The sequence below is a fragment of the Shewanella sp. KJ2020 genome (assembly GCF_024197625.1).
Lineage (GTDB): Bacteria > Pseudomonadota > Gammaproteobacteria > Enterobacterales > Shewanellaceae > Shewanella.
Genome location: NZ_JAKUKD010000012.1, coordinates 15552 through 32012 on the forward strand (window position 1 = coordinate 15552; position 16461 = coordinate 32012).

The 16461-nt window shown below is 45.0% G+C and carries 18 protein-coding genes; 11 read left to right on the plus strand and 7 right to left on the minus strand.

The window, feature by feature from the left end:
- Nucleotides 1-58: 58 nt before the first annotated feature.
- Complete coding sequence (locus tag MJO46_RS07435; RefSeq protein WP_253988772.1) at nucleotides 59-553, plus strand: YcxB family protein; 495 nt, start codon at nucleotides 59-61, stop codon at nucleotides 551-553.
- Nucleotides 554-680: 127 nt separating this feature from the next.
- Here the strand turns inward: MJO46_RS07435 and MJO46_RS07440 are convergent, their stop codons facing one another.
- Entirely contained in the window at nucleotides 681-1244 is a 564-nt protein-coding gene (locus MJO46_RS07440) for an acetate uptake transporter (RefSeq protein ID WP_253988773.1), read from the minus strand.
- A 722-nt stretch (nucleotides 1245-1966) separates the two neighbouring features.
- Between MJO46_RS07440 and MJO46_RS07445 the strand changes: the two genes are divergently transcribed.
- The 5 genes from MJO46_RS07445 to MJO46_RS07465 all read left to right on the plus strand — a co-directional run bounded on the left by MJO46_RS07445 (nucleotide 1967) and on the right by MJO46_RS07465 (nucleotide 5851).
- Nucleotides 1967-2203 (plus strand): hypothetical protein, encoded by a 237-nt coding sequence (locus MJO46_RS07445; protein ID WP_253988774.1) that lies wholly within the window; start codon nucleotides 1967-1969, stop codon nucleotides 2201-2203.
- Nucleotides 2204-2580: 377 nt separating this feature from the next.
- The gene (locus MJO46_RS07450) at nucleotides 2581-3441 is read left to right on the plus strand and encodes a MipA/OmpV family protein (RefSeq protein ID WP_253988775.1); all 861 of its coding nucleotides are present in this window, start codon (nucleotides 2581-2583) and stop codon (nucleotides 3439-3441) included.
- Nucleotides 3442-3446: 5 nt separating this feature from the next.
- A complete protein-coding gene (locus MJO46_RS07455; RefSeq protein ID WP_253988776.1) occupies nucleotides 3447-3860 on the plus strand; it encodes a DUF3019 domain-containing protein in 414 nt (137 codons plus the stop codon).
- Nucleotides 3860-4573, plus strand: a complete 714-nt coding sequence (locus tag MJO46_RS07460) for a response regulator (RefSeq protein ID WP_198782553.1) — start codon at nucleotides 3860-3862, stop codon at nucleotides 4571-4573. Before MJO46_RS07455 ends, MJO46_RS07460 begins: the two co-directional genes overlap by 1 nt.
- Before the next feature lie 9 nt (nucleotides 4574-4582).
- A complete protein-coding gene (locus MJO46_RS07465) occupies nucleotides 4583-5851 on the plus strand; it encodes an ATP-binding protein (protein ID WP_253988777.1) in 1269 nt (422 codons plus the stop codon).
- 100 nt (nucleotides 5852-5951) lie between these two features.
- Here the strand turns inward: MJO46_RS07465 and MJO46_RS07470 are convergent, their stop codons facing one another.
- Nucleotides 5952-6257, minus strand: a complete 306-nt coding sequence (locus MJO46_RS07470) for a DUF1289 domain-containing protein (RefSeq protein ID WP_253988778.1) — start codon at nucleotides 6255-6257, stop codon at nucleotides 5952-5954.
- A gap of 164 nt (nucleotides 6258-6421) precedes the next feature.
- Here MJO46_RS07470 and MJO46_RS07475 point away from each other — a divergent pair, with 164 nt between their 5' ends.
- Complete coding sequence (locus MJO46_RS07475; protein WP_253988779.1) at nucleotides 6422-6958, plus strand: DUF4136 domain-containing protein; 537 nt, start codon at nucleotides 6422-6424, stop codon at nucleotides 6956-6958.
- A 97-nt stretch (nucleotides 6959-7055) separates the two neighbouring features.
- Here the strand turns inward: MJO46_RS07475 and cysM are convergent, their stop codons facing one another.
- Complete coding sequence (gene cysM, locus MJO46_RS07480) at nucleotides 7056-7934, minus strand: cysteine synthase CysM (RefSeq protein WP_253988780.1); 879 nt, start codon at nucleotides 7932-7934, stop codon at nucleotides 7056-7058.
- A 212-nt stretch (nucleotides 7935-8146) separates the two neighbouring features.
- Between cysM and cysP the strand changes: the two genes are divergently transcribed.
- The 4 genes from cysP to MJO46_RS07500 all read left to right on the plus strand — a co-directional run bounded on the left by cysP (nucleotide 8147) and on the right by MJO46_RS07500 (nucleotide 12190).
- Nucleotides 8147-9154: a thiosulfate ABC transporter substrate-binding protein CysP gene (gene cysP, locus MJO46_RS07485; RefSeq protein ID WP_253988781.1), complete on the plus strand. Its 1008-nt coding sequence runs from the start codon at nucleotides 8147-8149 to the stop codon at nucleotides 9152-9154.
- Nucleotides 9155-9341: 187 nt separating this feature from the next.
- Entirely contained in the window at nucleotides 9342-10187 is an 846-nt protein-coding gene (cysT, locus tag MJO46_RS07490; RefSeq protein ID WP_253988782.1) for a sulfate/thiosulfate ABC transporter permease CysT, read from the plus strand.
- 9 nt (nucleotides 10188-10196) lie between these two features.
- Complete coding sequence (gene cysW / locus MJO46_RS07495) at nucleotides 10197-11063, plus strand: sulfate ABC transporter permease subunit CysW (protein ID WP_253988783.1); 867 nt, start codon at nucleotides 10197-10199, stop codon at nucleotides 11061-11063.
- A complete protein-coding gene (locus tag MJO46_RS07500) occupies nucleotides 11060-12190 on the plus strand; it encodes a sulfate/molybdate ABC transporter ATP-binding protein (protein ID WP_131523841.1) in 1131 nt (376 codons plus the stop codon). Before cysW ends, MJO46_RS07500 begins: the two co-directional genes overlap by 4 nt.
- Nucleotides 12191-12540: 350 nt before the next feature.
- Here MJO46_RS07500 and MJO46_RS07505 read toward each other — a convergent pair whose 3' ends face one another.
- From MJO46_RS07505 to MJO46_RS07520, 4 genes are all read right to left on the minus strand, one after another.
- On the minus strand, nucleotides 12541-13176 hold the full coding sequence (locus tag MJO46_RS07505) for a DUF2625 family protein (RefSeq protein WP_253988784.1): 636 nt from the start codon (nucleotides 13174-13176) through the stop codon (nucleotides 12541-12543).
- Between the two features lie 135 nt (nucleotides 13177-13311).
- The gene (locus tag MJO46_RS07510; protein WP_253988785.1) at nucleotides 13312-14817 is read right to left on the minus strand and encodes an AAA family ATPase; all 1506 of its coding nucleotides are present in this window, start codon (nucleotides 14815-14817) and stop codon (nucleotides 13312-13314) included.
- Between the two features lie 107 nt (nucleotides 14818-14924).
- A complete protein-coding gene (locus tag MJO46_RS07515; RefSeq protein ID WP_253988786.1) occupies nucleotides 14925-16070 on the minus strand; it encodes an HlyD family secretion protein in 1146 nt (381 codons plus the stop codon).
- 1 nt (nucleotide 16071) lies between these two features.
- Nucleotides 16072-16452 (minus strand): DUF3302 domain-containing protein, encoded by a 381-nt coding sequence (locus MJO46_RS07520; RefSeq protein WP_253988787.1) that lies wholly within the window; start codon nucleotides 16450-16452, stop codon nucleotides 16072-16074.
- Nucleotides 16453-16461 lie beyond the last annotated feature (9 nt).

Here is a 16461-nt window from a genome sequence, read left to right on the forward strand (position 1 = left end):
TAAAAACGGAAATGGCTACACTAGCCGTCACAAAGCGAGTTACTAATTAGATGACACTATGCCTACGCCTTATTCCTATTCCACGACTTATATCCTAGATAAAGCGCATTTTGATGAATGTTATACCCAGTCCGTTATCCCAGATCCCACACTTAAACCCTATTACAAAGGGATTGGACTGGTACTCATCGGCACCGCGCTTATCTTCACCGACATTACCCTGTATTTAGCTTACTTCTTCGTTGGGTTAGGCGTTATCGAAGCCCTCAATGTGAAGTACCACAAGGCGTGGTGGCTGATGCGTCAGATGATGAGCAAAGCCGCAAGCAATGAAGTCACATTGACCATTGATGAGCAAGGTATTCGTACCCACTCTCGATATGTGAATAGCCAAATTCGTTGGACAGACATAAATAAGATAAGAGAAACCCCAAAGGGATTCTTACTCACCCACAAAGCGGGTACGAGTTATGTCTCTTCAAGTTGCCTAGATGCAGCCACCATTGCCTATATGAGGTCAAAAAACCAAGATTCAGTTACCAACTCAATTTAACCGTTATGAACTAAATTAGGCTGGATAAACTTAGTAAAGCAGTGCTCCCCACATCTCACCCACAAAAAAGGCTGATAAGTATCAGCCTTTTGTCTATCAACTTGCCCAATCCTCAATCATCTTGAGGTTATTTTTTCAATTCACCAACGGGTAAAATGGTGCGGCCATATTCGTTATTCAACACTTGCGCCATCGCAAAATAAATCGCACTCGCACCACAAATGATCCCTTCAAAGCCCGCTATCGTGCCGATCAAAGCACTGCCAGTAAAATCACGGGCAGCCAGCAAGAAAAATAGCAGGGTCAATGAAGCAAACACAAATTGTTTAGCCCTTGGGTAACGCAATGATCCTACAAACATAAACGCAGTAAAGATCCCCCAAAGCGTTAAATACCATCCCATAAAATAGGTTGGGCTCGCGGCAATACCTGCATTTGGCATCAAAATTAACCCGACTAAGGTCAACCAAAATAAACCATAGGACGTAAAAGCCGTTGTTCCAAAGGTATCGCCACGCATAAAACACATAATACCTACAATGACTTGGCCAAGACCGCCGTAAAAAATACCCATCGCCAATATCATGGAATCGATGGGAAAATATCCAGCATTATGGATATTTAGCAGAATGGTCGTCATACCAAAGCCCATTAGACCTAATGGTGCAGGATTTGCCAATTTTGTCGACACGAGAGATCTCCGAGAGATTTTTAACCAAAATATCAATACATTACAAAGTGCACTGATACAATAAATTAACGAAAGTGACGCATTCTATTGAACAGTTAAACTATTAGCAATGAAAACATAAAAAGTTAAAAATCAAGATTTAAATACAATAAATTCAGTAACATAAATTAATTAACTTTTAAAAATTGGCATGATTTAAATTCGCCATAAAATTAATCTTTTAAGATTCAATAAACTATAAAAACCCCCACCAAAGAGTGAGTCGCATCAAGCTTTAGCAGGCAAATTTGCACCAGTTCAAAGTTCAATCATTTGCACATAAATAAGCTAAGACTAAAGCGCCATAAAAACAGCGTAAATTATTAGCTTCATCACAATATTGATAGAAGAGTGAGATAAATCCTACTTTAAACAAATTTTCATCTATATCCCTTAGTTCTGCGACATCCCCCATAGCAAGTAATCTCAGAGAGAAGGTCCACAGCGACCTTGGGACATATATCAGCATCAACGCTTGAATTAGGCTAAGCGAGCAGGGATTAAAGGGCGGAGGCAAGAGGGATAACTCCTTGCCCGCTATAGGGAATAATACTTAGCAAACTCACTCGCAATTATTTATATCCAAAAAATAATAGCAGTGATAAATTGCTGCTGTTGACGCAGTAAAATTGAGAACACAAATCTTAGTCTGATGTTAACAATCAATAACTAAAGGAAATAAAATGAAGACGTTATCTACTATTATCACTCTGTCGGCCTTAATCAGTTTTGCAACCCTGGCCGATGAATCGACCCTTCCCCCCGCGCCTGCAAGCGACATAGCTCAACTGACTGAGGTTTGCCAACAGATGGCATCTGAAGATCAAGTAGAAAATGCCGAATTAAAGCAATACGTGCTCGATTGTGTGAATGACCAATTAACTGAAATGGGTTATCAAACCGTAAAAGAACTCAATTAAGGCTATTCACCCCATTCCTTTAGCGTAGTCTCCTTCCTCGGTTTTCAGCGCTTTTTGTAACGCCATTCACCTATCGAATGGCATTACTCATTTCAAAAACCCTCACTTTTCACATCTTTTTAGCTGCATCTCACCATAAAACAATACATAGAATTAACACCTGCATTAACCGCACAGCAACCTGCAAATAAAGCATTTGGTGCATTTCAAGTTATCTTTCAAATAATTACAGCATCTACATTACAGCATCTACATTACAGCTATTTATATGATATCTGTATCATTTTGCATCCCTTCAGGTGAAAGCACTGTCGAATTCAGCATAAAATGCTAATCTGTTTCCCTCTGATAACAACCTCTATCCCAAACGCTAAATCATGTATCGTATTTTAGTTATCTTATTGACCAGCCTCTGTTTGCCTTCTATTGGAATGGCGAAGGACTCCTGCGCGACAAAAGATGAATGTATAGAGATGCGAAATTGGGATTTAGGCGTTGCCGTTGGTTGGGGACAAAAAACTAACCCATTAAGGGATTTCGACGATATTCCCGTCTTTTTTATTCCCTCAGTGGCTTACTATGGCGAACATTGGTTTTTCGATAATGGCAATGTCGGTTATAACTTGACCGAACAAAATTATTTTAGCCTCAACTTAGTGACAAGCTATAGCTTAGATAGGGCCTATTTTTACCGTTGGGATCCCTCCAATATCTTTCTTGCCCGTAGCACACAGGAGCAGGCTAACTTTAAAACCGCTAACTCTTTGAGCAGTGAACCTGATCCCGAATTTAATTCGCTGGAGTCGCGGAACTTCACCCTACTTGGTGGTGCCGAAGCCTTTATCTACAGTCAGTTAGGTACAATTCGATTGGCATACACCCATGATATGTTTAATGTGCATAACGGCTCTGAAGCGCAAATAAAGTGGACCTATGTCTGGCATCCTGATCGCTGGATTATCGACCTGTCGCTGGTGTTTGATTGGAAGAGTGAAAAGGTTGTGGACTATTACTACGGTGTTCGCCCAAGTGAAAATGCCTACTGGAGTGAACAGTACCAAGCTGATTCGGGTTGGAACCAAGGTGCAGAAGTCACGGCACGCTATATATTAACAGACAACTGGGATCTGCTATTGGCAGTTCGCTACACTCAAATTGCCGATGAAATTGCCGCCAGTCCCTTGCTCGATGAAGACTATAGCAGCACCTATTTTATTGGCGCAGCCTATAGGTTTTAACATTAGTGGCTCATCCTCGTATTAGCTTACTTTGCGGATTAGGTCTAAGCCTCGGCTTGATGGGCCTTAATGTTGCACAAGCCGCCTCGAGTGATGTTTCCAGTCTTAAGTTAACACCCGAAATATGCATCACAGGCGCCGATGAACAAGCCTGTGAGATCCGAGTCGAATTACGTTGGGAATCCCCCCACAACGAACTGATTTGTATCTTGTCAGATAATGCCGACTACCCTAAGTGGTGTAGTGATACACCAGAACAACAAAGCATCAGCTTAAATGTGAGCACCTTGACCGATATCCATTTCGTCTTGGTGAGCAAGGAAAGCAATCAAACCTTGGCAGGTGCAAAACTAAAAATCACGTCAACCTCGCAGCCTCAGGTGCGCAGACGTTACCGTAACCCTTGGAGTTTATTTTAATGACGAATCCACAATCACCCCACAGAGTGTTATTGGTTGAAGACGATGTCCGTCTTGCGAATTTAATTGTTGATTACTTGAAATCCCACGGCATGCACGTTGAAGTGGAACGCCGAGGCGATACAGTATTAACACGCTTACTCAACTACAAACCCGATATCATCTTGTTAGACATCATGCTGCCAGGCATGGATGGCCTTAGCCTATGTGAAAAGTTACCCGACTACTTTGCCGGCCCTATCTTACTAATGAGCGCACTAGGTTCGAGTGAAGATCAAATCAAAGGGTTAGAACTCGGCGCCGACGACTATGTAGTAAAACCCGTAGATCCCGCACTTTTAGTCGCACGGATCAACAACTTACTGCGTCGCCAAAACCAACCTCCTCAAGCCGAATCCCATTGTTTAACCTTTGGAAAACTGAGCATAGATCCTCACACCCATGCGATTAGACTCGATGATAAAGAAGTCGATTTAACCAGCCATGAGTTCGAGTTGCTGTGGCTACTGGCCTCGCAAGCGGGACAAGTGCTAAGCCGTCAATATATCTACCAATTGCTGCTTAATATTGATTTTGATGGGAAAGATCGAAAAATTGATGTGCGCATCTCAAGACTTCGTAAAAAACTCAACGATAATATAGAGACGCCATTTAGAATTAAAACCGTTTGGGGCCAAGGCTATCTCTTTGCTCCTGAGGCCTGGAATAACTAAGCCACAACAGTGAAACGTCTCTTTATCAGCTTATATTTGTTACTTAGCCTCAGCTTTCTTGGCATAGGGTGGACACTCGACAGCCTATGGCAGAAAAATGTCGATGATAACAATGCACTCGATGCGCCATTCGTTGCACTCGCGCAGCTCTTGGCACAGCTACCTCAGGATACTCGTAAAGCGTATCTTGAGGCGCTGCCGGGTAATCCTGAACTGCCTTTAAACCTGCTCGATGCCGACCAAGTTGCCTTAGCCAAGGATCAACAACTCAGTCCAAATCGTGTGGTGACCACCACCACGAACGATGCCGAGCAGTTTCAATTTATCATGGTTGGCGATCAAGTATTGATGGCGGGACCTTTAGATATAGATCCTAGGGCTAACCTACGTAACTTATTCACTTTATTCTTTTATCTGTCACTTGCCCTAGTCGCGCTAATTTGGGTAGGCCCCCTTTCTCGGGACTTAAGCATACTGCGTAAGGCCACAAAGGAATTTGGTGAAGCAAAATGGGATACGCGTATAACCCTGTCGAATCGCTCCCAAGTCAAACCCTTAGCCTGCACCTTTAATGAAATGGCGCGCCATATCAGCGCCCTAATTGAGAACCAAAAACACCTCTCTAATGCGGTATCCCATGAGATCCGCACGCCACTGGCAAGGCTCAAATTCGCCCTTGCACTTATGCCCATGTATTGTCAGCCGGATTCTGACGAACAAAAGCGCCAAGATTTTCTCAATGAGATGCAACTCGATATTAAGGAAATGGAAGATCTGCTCCACGAATTATTGACCTACGCCAGCCTAGAATCCCAGCGGGAAGGAATTCAACTGGATGAGTACGATCTGATCCAACTGGTAAATCAAACCATTAAACGCCTAGAAAGCTTAAGCCCGCTCCCTATTCAACTGCAAACACAGTTCAGTACCTTAGCCCTTATCGGTGAGCCCGCCTTAATCGAGCGCGCCCTGCAAAATTTAGTCACTAACGCTCAACGCTTCGCCCGCACAGGTATCAACATTGAAGTCACCCAAACCCAGCAGAAGGTCACCTTAAGTGTGAGCAATGATGGAGAACCTATCCCAGAAGTTGATTTACCCAAAGTGTTTGAACCTTTTTATCGCAGTCAGTCGGTACAAAATGGCAATAAAGGGCATGGATTAGGATTGGCGATTATCAAACGTATTATGCAACGTCATCAAGGGGATGTGACTGTGGTAAGCAACCCGCAACAAACACGCTTTAGCCTAACGTGGCCGAAGAAGCGCAAATTCTAGTCAGGGTGAGGATAAATCGAGTAACAGCCTGCGATAAATATAACGGGAAATGTAAACGGCAAGTTCAGCAGGTTATCTAACCTAGACGTTATCCAACATCTCAATCTAGCTCGAAGTCACCAAAGTCTAAATCTGTGCAGCTCTCTGGCTCAAAATTCAATTGCGGATTTAATGCCGCCCTCTCCTGTGCTATTTGCAGTTGCTGCGCCTTGATCGCTGCCAGTTGGCGGCGACGCTTACGCTGGTTACAGAGGCGGATCACATCGTACTTTTGTGCATCGGTGAAACTCAGCCAATTAAAGCGTTCATCACGGCTACGCAAACAACCTTTACAATAGCCCCGCGCATCGGTTGCACACACACCGATACAAGGGCTTGGGATCTCAAAAAAGGCTAACTGTTCCATGATGATAGAGATTCTCTGCCATAATTCATCTGCATTAATCGGAGCGTATTGAACCTGCCATTAAATTAACGCTAAAAATTCAACACTCTTATCTAAAGTACTTGCAGGAACAAGCTTAATCAAGGCACATTGAGCAGAGTTTGTACAACTTTTGGAGCAATATCATGGGATATCGACACTTTATTAACCTACTCCTCGCAGTCGCCCTATTAAGCGCTTGCAGCAGTAAACCTAAAAACGATTACGACCTCAATTACGACTTCAGCACATTGCACAACTTCACCCAGCTCACACCATCGTCAACGGACGACCCGCTAAGTGCCCAGCGTATTCAAACAGAAATTAATCAGCAATTGGCTCAAAAGGGGTTTGTAGAAAACACAGTATCACCCGATTTTAATGTTGCCTACGCCCTACTCACCCAAGATAAACCTAAGGATTCAGGTCTTTCTATTGGCTTAGGAACAGGCAGTTTCGGAAGTTCAGGCGGAATTGGAATAGGCACCAGTGTTGGCGTGCCGCTGGGGAGTGATACCGCAAAAATACAAACGATTCAGATAGATATTATCGACCCTAAGACCAATAAATTAATTTGGCGAGGCAGCGACAAATATGACTTCGACGCAGGCGGTAATGAAAAAGCCCAAGACACAGCTAAAGCCGTCAGCCGGATCTTAGCCCAGTTCCCACCGAAAAAATGATCAGGTTTACATGGTAAAAATGGGCGTATCTCGCCCATTTTTAGTTACCGATAAAGCACTCATATCGATATGTATGCTTAGAAAAAAAGTCTAGAACTCAGGAAAAAAGCCCCGACGAAAGGTAACGATCGCCCCTGTCACAGACAATCGCCACGACCACAGAACCCGGATATTGTTTAGCAATCTCCAGCGCCGCAAACACGGCACCACCGGAGCTGACTCCGGCACAAATCCCCTCCTCTCGCGCTAAGGTTCTCGCCATGGCTTTTGCATCTTGCTCTTCAATATCCATCACTAAATCAACCCTGGAAGCATCAAAAATCCCAGGCAAATACGCCTGCGGCCAACGCCGGATCCCAGGGATAGCACTGCCATCGGCGGGCTGAAGACCAACGATTGTGATGTCAGGATTACAACTTTTAAGGTATTTAGACACCCCCATTATGGTGCCTGTCGTCCCCATACTTGACACAAAGTGAGTGATTTTGCCTAGACTCTGTTGCCAAATTTCAGGGCCTGTCGTGAGGAAATGCGCATGAGCGTTATCTTGGTTATTAAACTGATCCAGTACCTTACCTTTGCCTTCACTTTGTAACTGCAGCGCCAAATCCCGTGCAGTTTCCATATTATCCACCAGCATAAGTTCTGCGCCATAGGCTTGCATCGCATCCTTACGCTCCTGTGTCGAATTGTTCGGCATAATCAGGATCATCTTATATCCTTTGATTGCCGCCGCCATCGCCAGTGCAATCCCGGTATTGCCACTCGTTGCCTCAATAAGCGTATCACCCGGGCTTATTTCTTGGCGAAGTTCGGCCTGAATGATCATATTGAGTGCAGGGCGATCTTTAACTGAACCCGCGGGGTTATTACCTTCCAATTTTAACAGTACAGTGGAAGTGCCACAGTTAAGCCGCTGCAAGCGAACCAGCGGAGTTTGCCCGATGCAGGCTTCAATTGTCGGAAAGTCAGACACTAGGATTATCCTTTACTTGATAAAAACAGCTAAGCGATAGTCTATTCTAAGTGGGTTGCCCCGAACAAACACGGCGAATACTGCTTATAGCATAAAATAAATCGCTCATAGTTATTCAAATTAGTTCTATTCAATTGGCTTTTTATAAATAATTAGTTCTATTACTCTAGGTGTCATAACGCTGACAAAATTGCCAGATTAAGGAGTTCAAAATGTCCGTAAAATTGATAAAGGCCCTGCTAGGAACCCTCATTCTGGGAACCTCGCTCAATGTCACCGCCGCAGATCAAACCCTGCTTAATTCCTCCTATGATATCGCACGGGAATTATTCAATGCCTACAACCCCGTTTTTGCCAAACATTGGCAAGAGAAAACAGGTAAAACCGTTGAGATTAAACAATCTCATGCAGGGTCATCGGCACAGGCGCGCTCAATTCTGCAGGGATTACCCGCAGATGTGGTGACTTTTAATCAAGTGACAGACGTACAAGTGCTACACGATCGCGGTAAATTGATCCCGGAAAATTGGCAACAATTACTGCCTAACGCCAGCTCACCTTACTATTCCACCATCGCATTTTTGGTGCGTAAGGGTAACCCAAAGCAAATCAGCGACTGGGGCGATTTAACGAGAGATGACGTTAAGCTGGTATTTCCTAACCCAAAAACCTCTGGTAATGCCCGCTACACTTATTTAGCCGCATTAGGTTATGCCCAAAAAAGCTATGGTAAGGATAATCAGGCTGAACTGGATAAATTCCTGAAAAAATTCCTCGGCAATGTCGCAGTATTTGATACTGGCGGCCGCGGTGCGACCACCTCCTTTGTAGAACGTGGTATCGGTGATGTGCTGATTACCTTTGAATCGGAAGTGAACAATATTCGCCAGCAGTATGGTGCGGACGATTACCAAGTCATAGTGCCAAAAACATCGATTCTGGCAGAGTTCCCCGTCGCTGTGGTTGAGAAAAATGCTAAGCGTAACGGTACATTAGAGCTAGCAACTGAGTATTTGAGCTATCTGTATAGTGAAGAAGCACAGCGCCTACTGGCAGGATTCAACTATCGGGTACACAACGAAAAGGTTAAAACTGAGTTTGCTAAGCAGTTCCCTACGGTTGACCTTTTAACCGTTGAGCAAATCATCGGTGGTTGGGATAATGCCATGAAAACCCAGTTTGCTAACGGTGCAAAACTCGATGAGCTATTAAAGCGCTGATATCACCTTTAATGTAGTAAGATATCAACATTGAACCCGAGCAAAGTCTCGGGTTTATCGCTAATTGGCATTTATCAATCAGTGTTAGCCGTAAAGATGGCATCCTACAAATGGCTTGAGCCAACAACGAGCGAACCTTATAAATAGTATTGGTTTAACGCAATTAACCTGATCGGGTGATTATTCTGTGATTTTTAATAACGGGCGTTTACGCCATAAGCGGGTTCTTCCCGGTTTTACCATCAGCTTAGGTGTGTCACTACTATTTGTCAGCCTAATCCTATTATTGCCGACCACAGGCCTAATCATGCAGACCAGTTCAATGAGCTGGTCCGAATACTGGGGCGTGATTGCCGATCCCAGAGTGGTTGCCAGTTATCGAGTCACTATACTATCGGCGCTCGCGGCATCATTATTTAACTGCCTTTTCGGGTTATTACTCGCATGGGTACTCGTGCGTTATGAATTTCCCGGCAAGCGCATTTTAGATGCCTTGGTAGATTTACCCTTTGCCTTGCCGACCGCCGTTGCCGGTATCACCTTAGCCACCCTTTATGCGGAAAACGGCCAAATCGGTAGTCTATTAGCAGAATGGGGCATAAAAGTCGCCTACACCCCGCTAGGCATAGTGGTCGCGATGATTTTCACCAGTATTCCCTTTGTGGTTCGTACGGTACAACCCGTTCTCGAAGAGTTATCCCACGAGGAAGAAGAAGCGGGAATGACCCTTGGCGCCTCGGATCGCATGGTATTCTGGCGGGTTATTTTGCCCTCCCTTTGGCCAGCATTAATGATTGGAACGGCACTGTCTTTTACCCGCAGTCTAGGTGAGTTTGGTGCAGTGATCTTTATCGCGGGCAATATGCCCTATATCAGTGAAATCACTTCGTTAATGATCTTTGTGCGCCTACAAGAATTTGATTTTGCAGGGGCCAGTGCCATTGCCTCAGTAGTGCTGATGACCTCACTACTGCTATTACTGCTGATAAACCTATGGCAGGCGCGTTATCTGCGCCGCATTCATGGGCGATAAGGAGCGAATATGAACTCATTTAAACCCTTAAGAGTCGGTGAAGCGCCCCTGATCAAATGGAGCCTTATTACCCTCGCCGTGTTCTTAGGCTTGCTCTTGTTACTATTGCCGCTAGTGAGTATTTTTCAGCAAGCGTTTATCGGAGGTTGGGAGCGTTATATTGGGCACCTAACTCAACCGGATTCGCTGCATGCGATTGGTTTGACGCTAATGGTTGCGGCGCTCACTGTCCCCATCAATTTAGTGTTCGGGATCATGCTGGCGTGGAGCGTGACTCGCTTTGAATTCCCCGGTCGCAAGTTATTGATCACGCTAATTGATATTCCATTTGCGGTCTCCCCGGTCGTCGCAGGTTTGCTCTATTTACTGCTCTATGGCAACAGTGGCTGGCTGGGCGAATGGCTATATGAGCACGATCTGCAGATCATGTTTGCTTGGCCGGGAATACTATTAGTCACCATTTTTGTCACTTGCCCCTTTGTAGCCAGAGAACTGATCCCCTTGATGCAACAACAGGGCGCATCGGAAGAAGAAGCCGCGGTGATCCTCGGTGCGTCATGGTGGCAACTCTTTCGCCGCGTGACCCTACCCAACATCAAATGGGCACTGATTTACGGTGTGATCCTCACCAATGCCAGAGCCGTAGGAGAATTTGGTGCCGTTGCTGTCGTGTCTGGCAACATTCGCGGCGAAACCAATACCTTACCTTTACATGTGCAATTACTGTACGAAGATTATCAGGCCGAAGCCGCCTTCGCGAGCGCGTCATTACTGGCCCTGATCGCCCTATTTACCCTAATGCTAAAAGCCGTAGTGGAATGGCGGCAACAACGCAGTTTAACCGCCAATGACAATAAAGAGCAGAGCCAACTATGAGTATTCGTCTTACTAATATTTCCAAGAAATTTGGCCAATTTCAGGCGCTTTCCCCCCTTAATCTCGATATTCAAGAAGGGGAAATGATTGGTCTGCTGGGGCCATCGGGTTCAGGCAAAACCACACTGCTGCGGATTATTGCTGGTCTTGAAGGCGCCGATAGCGGCCAAATTCAATTCGGCAACCGAGATGTCACCCAAGTGCATGTGCGTGAAAGACGCGTGGGTTTTGTGTTTCAAAACTATGCGCTGTTTCGCCATATGACGGTCGCCGATAACGTCGCTTTTGGACTCGAAGTCATGCCGAAAAAACAAAGGCCTTCGGCGGCAGAAATTCATAAGCGAGTGACACAACTGCTAGAAACAGTACAACTAGGCCACCTCGCACAGCGCTATCCGGAACAACTCTCGGGAGGACAAAAACAGCGCATTGCCTTGGCCCGTGCACTCGCAACCCAACCAGAAGTCTTGCTACTGGATGAACCCTTTGGCGCCTTGGATGCTAAAGTGCGTAAAGAACTACGCCGCTGGCTACGCAGCCTGCATGATGAATTGAAATTCACCAGCGTGTTTGTGACCCACGATCAGGATGAGGCACTTGAGCTCTCAGATAGAGTGGTAGTAATGAGCAATGGTCATATAGAACAGATTAATACCCCTGCTGAGCTATACTCACACCCCAATAGTCGCTTTGTGTTTGATTTTCTTGGTAACGTTAATGTCTTTGAGGCCAGTTGGCAACAAAAGCGTTGGGAAAATGGCCAAGCATTTTTAACGCCTCCAGAACAACAAACACTGCAGCAAGATGGTGTTCTCTATGTACGCAGCCACGAATTAGCGCTGTCAAATAAGCCCAATAGTCAGGCCAATTTGCCGTTCAATATTGTCGCCATGACCCCCATTGGCGCCGAAGTAAGACTGGAATTAGCCCCACACGGCTGGCATAGCGAAGAACTGTGGGAAGCCAAATTCACCCACCATAATCTGCAGGAACTCGGGTTGCAAAAGGGCAGTGTAGTTTACGCCACCCCAAGAACAGCTTACTTCTTTGGTGCGCAGGGTGAGAGTTCACCAACGCGTCTAAGTTGGCCATTCCTGACTCCGGGCAGTCTCGCCTTTGACATCTAATCATCAAGATTGAAATCAGCAACATTGGCGGTATCACTGGGCAGTGATACCGCTAAGATTCAAACCATTTAGAGAGATATTGTCACGCCAAACACTAAAGCACCCATTAGGCATTGCCGCGACAACTTTTGTGATAGCGACAGCTTTGATTTTTGATGCAAGCAGTAACGAGAAAACCCAAGATACCGCCAAAAACATCAGCTAGATCTTGGCGCTGTCCCCTCCGAAGTTAATAATGGATGGCATATACAGCCCATCCATATTGAATCAAACATCTAGTAATCAACACATTAGATGTTTATAACAAATAATTGTTGCAGAAGTACTCATAAAATCAGCGGGTAAACGAATTAGCTAAATGAGGTTAATAATTCCAGTTTCAGCCTATACATTTCATCAACTGACACCACTTTCACGCTGCTTATTTCAATAGAACCTTCTTTCGTCCATAAAAATGGATAAAAGCTCAGGCATTTATCTGTAGCTATCTGTGAATAGGTTTTTTGAAAGCGATCTTTACCTAAACTCGCATAAAACTCATTGATTCTCTTAGTAGCTGACCATTGAAAAAAATCTGTGAACCCGATTTCTAACCCTTCCCAATGAATTGAGTCTGGCGACCAATAGTATATATTCCCAACATCTGCGCCTAAACCGCCGCCATTGATAGCAAAAAATCCACCAACTACGTCATTCGCCACTAAAAGATAATGTGCATTTCTATTCCAATCAGTAAGGTTTCTAGACAATCTTTCATGTCCAGAGCCGAAAAATCGAATCCATCCATTGTCGATCAAAATCCCACCGGTTTCGTAGGCAATAGCCCCTAATACCGAACGAGTCGATACCTGAAGGGATTCAAGTACTTCAACCCGATCCTTTGAAGGCGGCAGAATCTCTACATAATGCTCAGCACCAGCAACCATTTCATTGACTACTTTTATGCCAGAGTCTTCGATATCAATCAGTTCATATATACTTTTCAATCTCTTATCCTTGTATCACTAATATCCAGCAAAACGACTCATCATTCATAACGGTACCTTGGGAATGTCGAAAATAACTAAGCCAATATAGCGTTTAAAAATGCTAGTTAGCACTTATGGTACCAAGCAAAAATCTTACTCATGGGCATTCACGGTTCGGCCTGCTGCCCATTGCCTAAGCGCATTAATTTTATCACTCATCACCACAGATAAAGGCCGCGTTTTGCTGAGCTCTTCGAGTAATAACGCCTGTTCGACACCGCGCTCGACACTTCTTGCGGTATACATGGCAGCGATAACGGCTTGTTCGATTTCAGCGCCGGAAAATCCTTGGCTGCGGGCCGATAACTGGGCGAGATCTAAGCTCGCCACATCGATTCCACGGCGCTGACAGTGGATTAAGAAGATAGCTTTGCGTATGGCTTCGTCGGGTAAATCGACAAAGAAGATTTCATCCATCCTGCCCTTGCGCATCAACTCTGGCGGCAAAGCTTGAATATCATTGGCAGTAGCGACCACAAAGACTTCAGATTTACGCTCCGCCATCCAAGTGAGTAAAGTGCCGAGTATTCGCGTCGATGTGCCCTCATCGCTGCTACTACCGCTTAAACCTTTTTCAATTTCATCTATCCAAAGCACACAGGGCGACATCATGTCAGCCAGATCCAGTGCGTTGCGCAGGTTCCTCTCGGTTTCGCCTATGTATTTGTTATATAAGGCTGCCATATCGAGCCTGAGCAAGGGCCTTTGCCAGACACCCGCAACCGCCTTAGCCGCTAAGCTCTTACCACTGCCCTGAACGCCAAGCAGTAATATTCCCTTTGGCATATCCAACACTGTGGGTACATCGTTAGTATTTGTTATCCCAGTATCATGCTTGACTGCCGCAATGGGCGAGCGCTGCTTAAGCCATTTTTTGAGATTATGTAGCCCGGCGATCTCCGAAAAATCACTGGTATCGTATTCAAATTGCAGTACGCCATTAAGATCGAGTAGCTGAAATTTGGCTTTATTAAGGGCATCGATATCCGACGAGCTAATAGCGCCATCATCGACTATGGCTTTGCGCACCAAACGGCGTGCATCGTCTAAGGTCACGCCCCGCAGATTCTCCGCCAGTTTTGTTACGGCGACATCATCAACCTGTAATGGCATACCTTGGTTACGAATATTATCGACCTCAAGGTAAATCAGGTTTTGCAATTGCACTGTACTTGGCAAAGTTAATTGAAAATAGGCGCAATAACGTTTGATTTCGGGCGGGATATCAAAGGCATGACTCACCAGCACTAAGGTGTGCTGCCGCGTCTCGTACTCGAGGGCGATTTCTTTGAGTAAACGGATATTCTTAGGTGCATCAATCACAAAGGGATGAAAGTCGCACAGCACATAAATTCCCTTCTGTGGCGTTGATTTAATTTGTCCGAGCAGATCTGTGGGTTCGCTATTAAACTTTTGCGCCGCCATAGGTTTATCGACCCGGGCTAAGCCTTGGGTAATGCTCCAAGTAAATACGGGTTGATAGAGTACACTGGCGATCCGTTTAAGCAGCTCGACTACGCGATATTCTTCATAGGTTTCAATCACTACGATTGGTGTATTAGAGCGCAGCACTGAGGTTAAATCGCGAATATCTTGCATGCTTGTATATCCATTAACTGTGATTAAACGGAATTTTTATATAAAAAAGTCCAGCGAACTGGACTTTACAAAATAATGTAACCGAATTAACTCAGTAATTTAATGCACTAATGTCCATCAAAAAACAAGTAATTCAGCCAACCTTGCATCCTCAGTAATACTTTACGCATCACAGCAACATGATGGAAATGTTCAGTATAAATAGCGACCTGACCAGAAACCCCCGCGGGGAATTGTTTGCGTATCGCATCATCTTCAATATCAATCAGCACAATCACCCGACCATTTTGAAAAAGTCGATCCGACGATTGCAGTGCACCGCTCATTTGAATTTCACCTTCAGCCATGGCGGGTAATATTTTTGCTACTTTCCCCTTAAAGATCTGTCCTGGCGCGGCATCCAAAATGACCTCGGCCTCATCACCTTCCTGTAAACGCAGCAAGGAATTCTGCCAAAACGCCCCAGCAAAATACCGCTCCTCGTCGGGAATAAAGCTCATCACTGGGCGTAAAGGTAAAGGCACGGCCATAGCACCCACACGCAATGCCATTTGGGTGACCATGCCATCGGCTGGCGCACGCACCACAGACTGAGCTAAGTCATAAAGGGCGCTGTCTAAATCCGCTTGTAAGCCTGCCACTTTAGTATTAACACCATCAATATTAGATTGATAGGCTAATCTAACTCGCAGCTCTTCGGCATTTGCGACAGTCAGTTGTGCCTCGGAGGCTAAATACAATTGACGTCTATTATCGAGTTCCAGTTCAGTAAATGGCGAATTTGCGCCGCCCTTCTTACGGCCTAGCTCATAACGCTCGAAGGCAGATTTATTACGGTCTTTATCGGCCCTCGCACGCTCGACATTTGCCTTAGCCGATTCCCAGGCGGCGGCGAGTTGTGGCACTTCGAGCTCGGCTTCCATCAAAGCGGCACGTTTACGTTTTACTGTGGCTTCAAAGGGAATAGGATCGAGACGAAATAGCACATCGCCCTGTTTTACAGGCATATTAGGTTTGACTTCGACCGAAGTGACCAATCCTTTAACTGCAGGTGTAATAGGAATGGTGGCAAAATACTCACGGGAGAAACGAGAATAAGGGTGGTTATAATTCATCAGCAGCAGCAAAGCGCCAATAATGAAGACGCCCCCCAACACCGCCGTAGGGACAGTCCATTTATTCAGTGGGATTTTAAAGACTTTAAAGATAACAATACAAATGGCGGCATAGGTAAGTATAAGTAATAAATCCATGTTATACCTCTACTTTATTGCTAAGTTTAGCATCATCGACCGACGAAGGTGTCGATTCTAATTTTTGCAGGCGGGACTGCAACTCTGTCACTGTTTGCCTTAACTCAGCAACATCATCCTCTAATACTTGTTCACGCTTCATAACTGTATTAAACCCCCATCCACGATCTTCCCGGTATAAAGTGGCCCAGATCCATAAAAATGGCCAAATGGCATGCAAGGTAAATAAACTCACCCAGCCTGCAATATGGAGTGCATCCTGCTGGGGATGATTACGCTTTTTTGCAATTTCATAGGGAATATCATGAATGGCAATCACACCATAAAACATGATAATAATGACAAACAAAAGAACACCTAACGCAAAATAATCTAAGAACATAAAGGCTCC